Source organism: Algoriphagus sp. UBA3586 (assembly GCF_002376385.1).
Classification (GTDB): domain Bacteria; phylum Bacteroidota; class Bacteroidia; order Cytophagales; family Cyclobacteriaceae; genus Algoriphagus; species Algoriphagus ornithinivorans.
In genome coordinates this window covers 26,766-39,401 of record NZ_DFMT01000030.1, presented here as the reverse complement: position 1 = coordinate 39,401, position 12,636 = coordinate 26,766, and the positions used below count along the sequence as shown (strand labels likewise).

Sequence of the window (12,636 nt, the reverse complement as noted above, 5' to 3'; positions counted from 1 at the left end):
TATTAAGTCAAAATCATTAATGCCCTGCGGAGAAACCGCCGGAATTGGTTATTACTTTTTTATTTTCTTTGATATTTAAAGTGGCTAAAGCCGCAATCAGCAGCAAAGCCCCACCAAATACTATGGCCATTCCTGGATCATTTCCCAAGAAGGTTTTAGAGATAAAGCCGAAAGTCAGCGTCTGTAAAATCATAGGAATCACAATCATCATGTTGATTATCCCCATGTAAACCCCATATCGTTCTTTGGGAATTTCATTGACCACCAACAAATAGGGAACCCCCATCATACTAGCCCAGGCGATCCCAAAACCAGTCATTGGTATAAATAAGGCGTATTTATTATCCAGTTGGGGAAAAATCAAGAGCCCTATACCTGCCATGATTAAACAGATAAAATGCACCTTTTTTGGTCCATATTTTTGGGCCATACTTGCCAAAAAGAAGGCTGAAAGGAAGGTCACTATATTATACCATCCGTTCACCAAGCCTGTCCAACCCACAGCTTCCTCATACAGCAACTTATCCCCTGTCGGAGTTGTGTTCCAAACTGATTGAGCAATGCTTTTCGCGGCGTTTTGCCAATAGCAAAAAAGGGCATACCATTGGAAAAGGTAAATAAGTGCCAATTTCCACATCACAGAAGGCATGACCATGATTGATTCGATGATTTCAATGTTTTGGGCAAATAACACCCTTGTCGTCGAGTTTTCTTTTGTTTTTTCCAAGGTTCTTCGAATCAATCCTTTGGCAAAAATTGTAGGAATCAGCAATAGGAAAAAGACCAGATAAGCTACCAAAGTGGTTAGAATCGAAAGAAAAAACTGAATAGCCGGGTGAGGCATTCCTTCCGTTCGCTTTTTCAGAGCTTTCAGTTCCTCTTCATCCGGCGGTATTTCTGGTGTTTTTGAAATACTCCACATCACAGTAGTGATTGAGCAAATGGTTCCTAAAAAGAAAGAAGCATATACCCAATAAGGGAGAGAACCTGCTGTTCCAGTGATATATTTTTGAAATACAAAAAGGGAAATATTGGCAAGCGTGATTCCCAGACCGGTAAAAAAGCTTTGGGTCAAGAATCCTGTAGAATATTGCTCATCAGGAAGTTTATCTGCAATCAAAGCCCGATAAGGTTCCATAGCAGTATTGTTGGCAGCATCCAAGACCCATAGCAATCCAGCAGCCATCCAAAGGGAACTACTGAATGGGTACAGGAATAAGGTAATACTACAGAAAAGGGCACCTATGAAAATAAAGGGCTTTCTGCGACCAAATCTTGGACTCCAGGTATTATCACTCAATGCTCCAATGATCGGCTGGATCAATAAGCCCGTCATCGGCCCTGCAAGGTTCAATATGGGGATTTCATCTGGCGCTGCACCCAACATATCGTAGATGGGATTGACAGCACTCTGTTGCAAACCAAAACTATATTGAATGCCGAAAAATCCGACATTCATATTAATGATCTGGGAAAAGGACAGGCGTGGTTTTGCCATGGATTATTTTGGGTATGTATTGCTAAATACCATCTAAAATCCCACAGGATTTTAAAATAGGTCAACTAACATACAAACTTTATCCTTCCGAAAATCAGCCTTTCAAAAGAAAATACAGGGAAAATCTATGCAAACGGTTGATTATTTTGACAAGCCTAAAAATTTGATGATTTTCGGAATACTCAATGCCTTTCTCCGGAAAGCACTTTAAAGACATGTAAAACTGCTGGAAAAACTGCATCCAAAGATTCTCTGGCGCCAGCAGATGAACCCGGCAGTGCCAACACCAAACTTTGATCTATCACTCCAGCTAAAGAGCGGGATAAAAAGGCTGTTGGAACTCGCTGCTGACCGTAATTCCTAATGGTTTCTTCAATTCCAGGTATTTTTCTAGTCAATAGGGATTCCAAAGCATCCGGAGTCACATCCCTTGGAGACAAACCTGTTCCTCCTGAGAAAATGATTAAGTCTATTCCTTCGTCAGCGTATTTTTTTGCTAAACCTTGGATTTTTTCTATTTCATCAGGAATGATTTCATAGGCCGCTACTTGTACGCCAAAGCTGCTGAGTTTATCCTGAATAATCTTACCCGATTTATCCTCGCCTTTTCCTTGAGAGATAGTATCCGAACAAACAATCACAGCGCCTTTGAGATGAGAAAAGTCCTTGGAATTTAAGTCGGACTTACCACCTTTCTTTTCAATCAATCGAATTTTTTCAATACTGATTCCCTTGTCCAATGGCTTAAGCATATCATACATGGTGAGCGCAACTACCGAGGCCGTGTGCATGGCCTCCACCTCCACACCGGTTTTGTAAATTGTATGAATCTCTACCAAAATCCGGATCTCCTCATCTCCGATTTCATAAGATACACCAGTAAACTCTATGGGCAAGGGGTGACAATCCGGGATCATATCCGCTGTTCTTTTTGCTGCAAAAAGCCCTGCGGTTTTAGCCATTTCAAGCACATCACCCTTAGGTACTTTTCTTTCCTTTACAGCCTGAATCGTTTCGGGTTTTGACACTTTTACAGTGGCTTCTGCTACAGCTTTTCTCAGAGTAGAACTCTTGTGGGTAATATCAATCATGTTTGGTTTCCGGTAGTTTTTGAGAAGACTTCATATCCTGGATGAAATCTTTTAAGTGCTCGATTTCAACGTGGTCCATTAAGACAATTTTATACCACTCATTATCCTCAGAATGAGATTGAGGAACGAGGTTATATTTATGGGCAATTGAGTCCGGTACAGCCTCTGCCCTGAGTGTAACTATATTCATTTCAGGCTCTCTGAAAAAGGGAATCCCCAACTCATTCAGATGCCTGCATAGCCAGTTTGTTCTCATCTTTAAGACAGAGATTTTTTCAAACCATTTGTGTGGGCCATAGGTGGTTAGAATAGTCCAGACAGCCACTGCATTAGCCCCTGAACGGCTCCCGCAAAGCGTTAAGTCCATACCCTCAACATATTGAGCCTCTTTGGTTAATACATTTTCAATTAAACCTTTTCTACAAACAAAAATCCCAGTTCCATAGGGTGCTTGAAGCATCTTGTGGGCATCTATAGTTAGGGAAGAGATATCTGGATTTTGAAAAGTAATTTGGTTTTCACCTTCTGAGAAGGGGTATACAAAACCACCATAAGCACCGTCAATATGCAATCTAAATGGCACTTGAAACTCCTTCAAAACATCCGCTATCGGCACCGGATCATCCACGGACCCAAACATGGTGGTCCCCATGTTTGCGATGGCTATAAAGTATTTTTTTCCTTTGGAAATAGCATCTCTTACTTCCCTTTCCAGATCTGCTTTCGACATGTCTCTTGTCTCTGCTTGCACAGGTACTTTAACCCAATCAAGCATTAATAAATTACCAGCTTTTGGAATGGAATAGTGCGTATCTTCAGAAGCTAAAATAGCAATCTCATCGATCTTAGCTCCATGCTTTTGAATGAATTCGTTTCTATAAATCCAAAGGGCCTGAATATTTGCTTCAGTACCCCCAGGAGAAATGTATCCATCAAAGCTACCTTCATCGATTTTGAACAAGTCCACCGCAATCATATTGAGTACTTCCCTCTCTAGTTCTTGGGTCCCCTTGAAAGCAAACTCTGAAGTTCCGTAGGTATGGCAGCCAATATGATTGGGGTTGGCTATGTAGGTATTTAACACAGGCATTTCTCTCAAAAAAAGGGATTCATTGGCAAATACCTTTTCGTCCAATTTAGATGTAGGATATCCCAGGTTGGCATCCTTGGAGAAATCAACATTTTGTTTCAAAGCTTTCTGAACCCGTTCCAAGCGCTGTTCCGAATTCAGCTTTTTCCAAAATTTCATGTCAATATGCATAGGGCTGACTTGGGTTTATTTAACTATTCTTTTTCCAAACATGCTCTTCAGAATCCAGAATTTCTTTTCCCCAAACCGGCAATTCAGCTTTAATGCGCTCAACCAACTCACTGCAGGCTTCGATAGCGGCTTTTCTGTGTTTGGAAGATGTAAAAACAAACAGACATATCTCTCCTACTTTCACCTCACCTAAGCTATGATAAATATGCATACAAGTCAGAGGGTATTTAGCAAAAACAGCCTCTCTGATTTCAAATGCTTTTTGCAAAGCCATCTCCTCATAAGCAGTATATTCTATAGCGACGACCTCTCCTTTTTGTTTTTGGTCAGCTCTAACTTGACCCAAAAAAATGGAGTGACCTCCTATTTCAGTTTTGGTACTATGATTTGCAATAGAAGTGGCAATCTTTTCTGGAGAAATAGCTCCTTGTACAAATATATTTTTGGGGGTTCTTACTTTATCCATAGGTTTAATTTTTAGGATAGGCATTCACGCCTCCACGAATTGAAATAAACTCTTTGTGCGGAAAATGATCTTTCAGCTTTACGGCTGCTTTTTGGCTTCTGATTCCGCTTTGGCAATAAACAAAAACCTGATCAGAATTAAAGTGAACCTGATTTAAATCATAAAATTCACTAAAAGGGAATTCTATCAGATTATTCAAATTCAATTTAGGCATTTCATGACTTTCTCTGACATCCAGCCACTGGACTTTGGATGATTTAAGTCCTTCCTCCCAACTGATAATTGGAATCCCTGAGCATAAAAACTCATAATCCAATTGCTCCAATTCCTTTTTTGATTTTGGAATTAAGTTTCTGGCCACTGCATTTGGCTTTAAATCCAAAAAATATTGTTGGTAAGTTTTGCTGTCGAAAAATAAAACCCGATTCCTGAGAGCTTCCGCGTATCCTGTGATGACTTTGATGCTCTCCGTAGCCATTAAAGTTCCGATCAAACCCGGAAGAACCCCCAAAACACCAGTTTCTGAGCAATTGGGAACTTCCATTGAGGAAGGGGGATTGGGAAATAGATCCCGGTAATTACAGGCGTTTTCGCCAAGGTTGAATACAGAGACCTGACCTTCATGCCTAAAAATCGCTCCAAATACCAAAGGCTTATGGAGCAGGAAGCAAACATCATTGACTAGATATCGAGTAGGGAAATTATCTGTCCCGTCTATTACCAAATCGTATTGAGAGATAACTTCAAAGGCATTTTTTGGGTTTAGAAAAAAAGGATAGACTTCAAGCTTAATATCTGAATACTTTTTGCTGATAATTCGGCTAGCCACATCAGTCTTCAATTCCCCTACATGATTTTCACCATAGAGGGTTTGCCGGTTTAAATTAGAAATCGATACCAAATCCCCGTCAACCAACCCGATTTTCCCAACTCCTGCAGCTGATAAATAATTTAAGATTGGGCATCCAAGGCCTCCAAGCCCTATTAATAGTACCGAGGCATTTTGAAGTTTGGTCTGACCCTCTGTACCTATTTCCCTAAGAATTACTTGGCGCTCGAACCTATCCATCATCAACCTCCTGAGAATGGAGGTAAAAGGGCAACTTCCCTGGCTCCATCGATTTTTTGATTTTCAGATACCAACTCTTTGTCAACAGCCAAACTGAATTTCATCCCTTCCAACCCTGGGTATCTTTCTTTAAGAATAGCTAACAGCTCCTGAGTATTAGAGACAGAGTCCAGCCAAATTTCTGATTGGCCAATTTCTTCTGCCACCATCCCGAATGCTTTAATAATAAGTTTCTCAGCCATAATTCAATTTACGAAATGCATTAAGAAAGAATCAATTTCACAGAGGCAAATAATAATACCGCTGCCAACATATACTTCAATACCTTAACAGAGAACCGTTTGGCACCCAAATAAGCTCCCAGAGCTCCTCCCAAAACTGTCAAAGGTATCAGAACCCAAAGTTCCTGGGAAACTGTAATCTCATACGTCGCCGCTCCTACAAAACCTGCTACTGAGTTTAGAAAGATAAATAGCGCACTTAAAGCAGCAGTTTCCTTTACTCCAGCCCAACCCAACATCAAAATTATTGGAGTAAGAATTATACCTCCCCCTATTCCAATCATTCCTGAAACAAAGCCTATCAAAATTCCCAAAACCGGAGGCATCCACCATTTTCTTTCTACCTGCTCATCCTTTGAAATTGGGAAAACACCCCCAAATTTTAATACAGGGAAAATCAATAAAAAGCCCAATACCTTTTTATAAACTGTCGCATTTAATAATATCGTACCTCCCAGATAAGCTGCTGGAATAGAAAATAAAATCAGGGATAAAAACAGTTGCATAGGAAAAACACCTGCTTTCCTGTAATTCAGGTAGGCAACCATGGAAACCATCATATTTAAAATCAATGCTGTTGGACGGATTTCCTCCGGAGCAAAACCTAGCAGTGCTAAAATCATCAAATAAGAACTAGCTCCACCATGGCCTACTGAAGCATATAGAAATGCAGCAAATGGCATAAGGAAAAACAGGGCATAGTACATCCAAGTCTCCATTACCAAGGATAAAATTTGATGGTTTGTCCAGCTTTGATAAATGTGGTTTCCTCGGGGATTTCAGCAAATCCATCAGCAGTACCAAAGGATATCAGATTGAAAGACTCTTGCCCACTCAGAATATGAATTTTTCCGTCTTCTACATTGGCCTTAAGAAACTGAGTTAAAGGAATAGGCTTCTCAAAGTCATCCGAAACTGGTAACTCCACAAATGAATCCCAGGCCTTTGAATTCCCTTTCCAAGACTCAATCACCGGCTTGACATAGTTCAAAAAACAAGATAAAACAGACGCAGGATTACCTGGAAGTGCAAAAACCAATTTCTCCTTTTTCATTCCAGCATAAAGGGGCTTTCCAGGCCTTTGCTTCACCTTGTAAAATAGTGGTTCAACTTGATGAAATTCCAAGGCCTCTTTCACAAAATCGTAATCTCCTACAGAAATTCCCCCTGTAATTAAAACCAAATCAGACTGCGCTAAGGCCTTAAATATGATATCTTGAACTGCCTTTTTTTCATCACGAACCTGCCAGTGCTGGATTTCTCTAATTCCCAGACTTTTCAACCAAATATCCAACGCGGGGCCATTTGCATTATAAATTTGACCCCTAGTCAGGATTTCTCCAAGATTTTTTATTTCATTCCCTGTGGTCAAAATACTTACTTTCGGAGGCTGAAAAACAGGAATTTCCCCTACTCCCACAGAAGCCATCAAACTGATTAGACCCGGGGTTATTTTAGCTCCAGCCTGAGCCACCAAGTCTCCTTTTTTGCATTGACTTCCTTGGTAACGAACATGCTGTCCCTGAATCACATCTTCTGGGTTAAAATTAATTTTAGCGCCATTCTTCTCCACCTTTTCCTGCATGATCACAGAATCTGCACCTTCTGGCATAGGCGCACCGGTGAAGATCCGAATACATTGGCCATTCTTTATTTGTTGAGAATAATCTCCTCCAGCGGCTGATTCACCTATTATTTCCAATTCTTTGAGTCCCTCTTCCCAAATAAAGGCATAGCCATCCATAGCGGAATTGTCAAAAGAAGGAACGTCCATCAAGGACCTTACCTCATCTCCCAGGAATAATCCTTCAGACTCAGAGAGAGGAATTAATTGAGACCTTTTATTCAAAGGGATATTTTGAAGAATTCTTTTTGCCTCAGGAACTGAAATCATCTCACCCTCCGATTTTAATCATACTTCTATTTTCGATTTTATCAGCTTGGGTAAGTTGATAATCCGCAGAAAACTGCCCTCCTAAAATTGCGTGTTTCTTTGCCAAAGACTCATGAATCAAAGATCTTACCCCTTCCCCTTTTCTCAATCTACTCAGCAAATCCAGCTCATCCTTTCCAAAAAGGCAATTCTTTATCTTCCCATCGGCAGTTAATCTTAACCTGTTGCAACTACCACAAAAATGCTCACTCATAGTGGTAATAAAAGCGAAGGTTCCGGCATAACCAGACACTTTATATTTTTTGGCTGTGCTGTGTGGTTTATCTGTTAGTTTTTTGAAGTCCAACTTAGATCCTGCAATTTTCAACATCTCTCCTGCCGTCAAGACTTTTTTACTGTCCCAGCTATTTCCCTGAAATGGCATAAACTCGATGAATCGAATGTGAAGGGGATATTTTTTGGTCAATTGTATAAAATCCACCAACTCATCTTCAATCTGACCCAGCATGGCCACAGCATTGATTTTAACCCGAAAACCTTCCTCCAATAGTAGCATGATACTATCCCACACTTGCTGAAACTGATCTCTACGCGTCAACCTTTTAAATTTCTCGGGGTTCAAGGTGTCCAAGCTCACATTGATCGACTTAACTCCGGATTCCTTCAAAAGGTCGATATATTTTGGAACCAGTATCCCATTCGTTGTCAAAGACAATTCTACCGGAAGCTTACTCAGCCTTTGAATAATATCACCAGCATCTTTTCTAACCAGAGGCTCTCCACCAGTCAATCGGATTTTGGTAACGCCAAGTTCTACAAAAACCTCAGCCAACTCTACAATTTCATCAGCACTCATCAATCTGGATTGTGGCATCCACTCCATTTCCTCCTGAGGCATACAATAAGTGCAACGGAAATTGCAATTGTCCGTCAGAGAAATTCTCAGGTAATTGTGAATACGTCCAAAATTGTCTTTGAGCATGCCGTGATTTTAATCTAATATTAGAAAGATTGAAATGCTTTCTCCACCCTCTTTCTACAAATGGAGACTTTATTTTTCTAACGTAATTTAATTCAATTAGCTCGGTAAAAGCTGATTTTCTCCAGATTCTTGACTCAGGCGCCTTTTCTGAATTGAGTTGGACTTGAATTGACCTGCTTTTTGAAGAAATTATTGAAGTGAGTTACTTCGTTGAATCCTAAAGCGAAGGCAATCTCAGACACGTTCCAATTACTTTGTTTCAAAAGGATTTTGGATTCCTGTACCAATCTATCGGCAATCAGCTGAGAAGTAGTTTTTCCCGTCATCTCTTTCACTGCGCGATTGAGATGATTGACATGGATGTTGAGTTGATTGGCAAATTCTGAGGGAGTTCTCATTTGAATACTGGAGTGGCTTTCATCTACTGGGAACTGCCTTTCCAAAAGCTCCAGAAATATGGAAGCTATTCTTAAAGATGCATTCCCATGAAGGGTAGTTTGCAAGTCTGCTGGTTGCAATTTCATCCCGAAATGAATCAGTTCGGAAACCAAATTCCGAATACGGTCATACTTGTACTTGTATTCAGAATGAAACTCATCTTGCATCGTTTCAAAAATAGCCTCTACTTCTTGAGCCTCCTCATCACTTAACTCAAACACATGAGTTCCATTTGGGTGGAAAACCTCATACTGCTGAATTTGGCCATAATTCATGAAGAAATGAGGATTGAAAATACAATATACCCCAGTAGTATGCGCTCCTATGTGATCCCATTTATAAGGAACCATTGGATTGGAAAAGGACAGTGCCTGTTTTTTGACCTCATACACTCTATCAGCGTAATGAACTGTGCTAGCACCTTTGACAAGCATGACTTTGTAAAAATCCCGCTTTCTATATGGGACACTTTTTACTTTACCTTCGAAAAAAGGCTCAAGTCTGAAAATATTAAAATGCCCGAAATCCTTTTTTAGGCTTTCCGGAATCCAATTGAATTTACGTTTATAAAATTCCTCTAAGGTCTCTGACTTTTCCATTTTGTTATTTTTTTGCGTAGGTATTTTTAAAAGTGTAAAGCAAGCTCATGTTCCAAACCAAATCATCTCCAGCTACCTGTGACTTAATTTTTTGATTAAAAAAGGTTTGAAATGAAATTGGAAACTCGTCTTTGCTGAATGTAAAACTTGAATTGATATAAGTTCCAGAATTTTCATCCACACTGAGAAAGAAGAGTTGCGGGTTAATTCGCAAGGAGAAGTCTCCTCCTAATCTGATATTGGAAATCACAGTATTCAAAGCTACAAAATCACTGTTTTTTGGTCCTGTTGGATTAAAGCCTGTTCCATGAAGATAATAAATACCCATGCTAAGCTTATTGCTGAATTTATAGCTTTGATTGATCTCCCCTGCAAGGAATCAATTGGCTACAAACATCCTTTGAACTTCTCCATCCACTACTACCTCCCTATCCTGAAAGAGAAATGCAGGATGCGCACCGGCAGTCAAGGAAAATTTCTTGTCTTTGATGATTTTATATCTCCACCAAAGAATAAATGACCAAGGCTTTCCATTCATTCCGAATCGAAACATAGGATCAAAAGAAAGTCTCTCTCCTCCTACACTGAGGTCGAAGAAGGCAGCAGCCTTTCCTAAGTTAAATGCAGGAATTATTGAGACGCCATTATTAGTCGCTGTGATAGTTCCACTAAAATGGCGAATCGGTGATTGAGATTCAACTGGATTTTCCTGAGAAAAGGAAGGACCTTGGAGTAAAACCAAACTCAGAATCAAAATCTGAATTTTTGTAATTGATTTCATTGAACTTTTCAAAGTGAGGGTAAATAGGCAATTGAGAAATTAGTCTTACAAATGTCCAAATTTTATCAATTAATTTATAATGAAAATCAAATAGATGATTACAAAATTCAAACATTGAATAGCTATAAGAGAAAAATCAATTTATTGAAAAAATCAATTTATCAATAAAATTACCGAGAAGAAACCCCTTGAAATATGTTTGAAAAGCGTAAGTATTTAATTGATAACAATTAATTATGCTGCTTAAAATCAATTAATTTTGAATTAATTATTTCACTAATTGATATCCAATGATGGATTTGTATAAACTCAGGACACAAGGAAACAATCTTAACCCTTGCGACAAAAAGTTTTCAATGAATTATAAAAATGAAACCTAATCTTGCATGAAATTAAAAGATTTGAAAAATCAAACCGATTCTTTTTAGGCTGAGTTCCTAATTGTACCTTACTAAGATTCTTACTTTAAAAAATACCTAACAAAAACACTATTAATATGAAAAACTATATCATTCCATTTGTCTTATTTATTGGCCTTCATTTTTCTGTTTTAGCTCAAAATCAGCCAGACCAAGCCTCTGAAAAGGAAGTTTATGAACTCTCCATGAACAAGTGGAAATGGATGGCAGAAAAGGACATTACTCAATTAAAGCCCCTTTTTCACCCTGAAGCCAAGTTTGTGCATATGAGCGGAACCTGGACTACGGAACGGGAATTGGAAATCATTGAATCAGGAAGTATCTGGTATAAAAATGCAAAAGTACATGATACTGCAGTGGAGCTGTTCGGAAATACAGCATTGGTCTGGAATAGAATCACTTTAACAGCCGAAGTTAGAGGGAATGATGTAGTAACAGAATTTACCGTGACTGAGGTATATCAAAAAGATAATTCAGGTTGGAAAATGCTTGCATTGACCTTTAGCAGTGTAAGAGACACCCATCAAATTGAGAAGTAAGGACTATTGTGACTTACAAAAATTAATAAATTAGAAGGCTTATCAAGTATTCTTTAGTTAATTTGCGGTAATTAGCAAATATGAATATCCGCTTTCTTACCAATATATAGAATAACATGGCTTAAAATTAGCCCAAAGGATCAGAATCCGGAAGATTCGCGGCAGCCATGGTTGGGTTATCGATCGCCTGTGCTGAGCGAAGTCGAAGTATCCAAGCAGTCAAGCAAAGAATATATGGTAAGTGGTAAGATTGCGGATAATCAGATTAGTAAAATCCCAATCACTGATGAAATACCTGATTACTTTATTGTTAGCCTTATGTTCCAATTTTGTTTTGGCCCAAGTTCAGATAGTGGCAGAACAAGACCAAAACCGTGACCTTACTTTACTGGGTTTAAACAGCGATAAAATCCCTTACACCATAAGAATAGAATTCATTCTTTTAGAAAATCTTGAATCTTTGGAGGGAGACATTCTTTTCAAAACTGCTAACCCCGGAAAAAGCACTTTAGTGAAGCTTCAATCCATTTATTCTAATGAAAAAACTGGTTTTCGGTATAATACCAAACTATTCAAAGGAGATATATTTCAGAGACCACTTTACAAAACAATATATCTTCCACCGGTTGAAGAAGGAACTAAATTTAACATAAGGCCTTTGAGGTTTGAGTCTCATCCTTCTCAGAATTCGGGTTTAAACACATATACAGGCACCTTATTTCTTTTTGAAAAAGCAGTAGTTATTTGTGCCCCACGGAAGGGAATAGTTTCAGAGATTAAAATGGACCAAGAGCCTTTGGCTTCCGGGCCTTCAAATTTTGAATCAGAAAATTTCATAGAAATTTATCACGAGGATGGGAGTTTCAGCAGATTAAGTGGGCTTCAAAAAAATTCAGCCAGAGTTGAAATAGGTGATACAGTATTTCCAGGACAGGAAATAGCTGAATCAGCGATCGATCCGAATCAGAACTTGCATCATGTTAAAATGATTCAAAGTCATTGGGAGATGAGCGAAAGCGGAATGCTTTGGGTGAATTTTCCGGTTGTTATTTTTTCTGAACAAAAAAATATTTCAAGTGACCAAGATGCAGAGGATATTCTAGCTAAACATCCGGAAAACATTATTCAACTAGAAATGGATAAAAAAGAGCTTAAGAAATATTCAAAAAAATAAATCTGATCTCTTGAGTAAAAAATGATTATCCCTCTCAGAACGAAGGTTTTTTCCTTAGAAAAACATTTGAAATCAATCAATCTGTTTTGCTCATAAATTATTTTTAAACCTTACAGCCTGACAGTAGTTCTGTAGATATTAAAT

14 protein-coding genes are annotated in these 12,636 nt (G+C 38.8%); 2 read left to right on the top strand and 12 right to left on the bottom strand.

The window, feature by feature from the left end:
- Positions 1–16 precede the first annotated feature (16 nt).
- The 12 genes from B2906_RS10145 to B2906_RS10090 all read right to left on the bottom strand — a co-directional run bounded on the left by B2906_RS10145 (position 17) and on the right by B2906_RS10090 (position 10,360).
- Positions 17–1,498, bottom strand: a complete 1,482-nt coding sequence (locus tag B2906_RS10145; protein WP_286939223.1) for an MFS transporter — start codon at positions 1,496–1,498, stop codon at positions 17–19.
- A gap of 182 nt (positions 1,499–1,680) precedes the next feature.
- Positions 1,681–2,589: a bifunctional molybdenum cofactor biosynthesis protein MoaC/MoaB gene (gene moaCB / locus B2906_RS10140; protein WP_286939220.1), complete on the bottom strand. Its 909-nt coding sequence runs from the start codon at positions 2,587–2,589 to the stop codon at positions 1,681–1,683.
- On the bottom strand, positions 2,582–3,850 hold the full coding sequence (locus B2906_RS10135) for a pyridoxal phosphate-dependent decarboxylase family protein (RefSeq protein WP_286939216.1): 1,269 nt from the start codon (positions 3,848–3,850) through the stop codon (positions 2,582–2,584). The genes moaCB and B2906_RS10135 overlap by 8 nt, the downstream gene beginning before the upstream one ends.
- 19 nt (positions 3,851–3,869) lie before the next feature.
- On the bottom strand, positions 3,870–4,316 hold the full coding sequence (locus tag B2906_RS10130; protein WP_286939207.1) for a molybdenum cofactor biosynthesis protein MoaE: 447 nt from the start codon (positions 4,314–4,316) through the stop codon (positions 3,870–3,872).
- A gap of 4 nt (positions 4,317–4,320) precedes the next feature.
- Entirely contained in the window at positions 4,321–5,388 is a 1,068-nt protein-coding gene (locus B2906_RS10125) for a HesA/MoeB/ThiF family protein (RefSeq protein ID WP_286939204.1), read from the bottom strand.
- On the bottom strand, positions 5,388–5,627 hold the full coding sequence (locus tag B2906_RS10120; RefSeq protein ID WP_144603544.1) for a MoaD/ThiS family protein: 240 nt from the start codon (positions 5,625–5,627) through the stop codon (positions 5,388–5,390). The genes B2906_RS10125 and B2906_RS10120 overlap by 1 nt, the downstream gene beginning before the upstream one ends.
- A 20-nt stretch (positions 5,628–5,647) precedes the next feature.
- A complete protein-coding gene (locus tag B2906_RS10115; RefSeq protein ID WP_286939196.1) occupies positions 5,648–6,385 on the bottom strand; it encodes a sulfite exporter TauE/SafE family protein in 738 nt (245 codons plus the stop codon).
- On the bottom strand, positions 6,385–7,560 hold the full coding sequence (locus tag B2906_RS10110) for a molybdopterin molybdotransferase MoeA (protein WP_286939187.1): 1,176 nt from the start codon (positions 7,558–7,560) through the stop codon (positions 6,385–6,387). Before B2906_RS10110 ends, B2906_RS10115 begins: the two co-directional genes overlap by 1 nt.
- 1 nt (position 7,561) lies before the next feature.
- Positions 7,562–8,542: a GTP 3',8-cyclase MoaA gene (gene moaA / locus B2906_RS10105; RefSeq protein WP_286939172.1), complete on the bottom strand. Its 981-nt coding sequence runs from the start codon at positions 8,540–8,542 to the stop codon at positions 7,562–7,564.
- A gap of 134 nt (positions 8,543–8,676) precedes the next feature.
- Positions 8,677–9,579: a helix-turn-helix domain-containing protein gene (locus B2906_RS10100; RefSeq protein ID WP_286939164.1), complete on the bottom strand. Its 903-nt coding sequence runs from the start codon at positions 9,577–9,579 to the stop codon at positions 8,677–8,679.
- A 4-nt stretch (positions 9,580–9,583) separates the two neighbouring features.
- A complete protein-coding gene (locus B2906_RS10095) occupies positions 9,584–9,907 on the bottom strand; it encodes a hypothetical protein (RefSeq protein WP_286939153.1) in 324 nt (107 codons plus the stop codon).
- A 51-nt stretch (positions 9,908–9,958) separates the two neighbouring features.
- Positions 9,959–10,360, bottom strand: coding sequence for a hypothetical protein (locus B2906_RS10090; RefSeq protein ID WP_286939151.1), 402 nt, complete (start codon positions 10,358–10,360; stop codon positions 9,959–9,961).
- Positions 10,361–10,856: 496 nt separating this feature from the next.
- Here B2906_RS10090 and B2906_RS10085 point away from each other — a divergent pair, with 496 nt between their 5' ends.
- Positions 10,857–11,318, top strand: a complete 462-nt coding sequence (locus tag B2906_RS10085; protein WP_219958506.1) for a nuclear transport factor 2 family protein — start codon at positions 10,857–10,859, stop codon at positions 11,316–11,318.
- Between the two features lie 286 nt (positions 11,319–11,604).
- The gene (locus B2906_RS10080; RefSeq protein WP_286939144.1) at positions 11,605–12,492 is read left to right on the top strand and encodes a hypothetical protein; all 888 of its coding nucleotides are present in this window, start codon (positions 11,605–11,607) and stop codon (positions 12,490–12,492) included.
- The last annotated feature ends 144 nt before the right edge of the window (positions 12,493–12,636 follow it).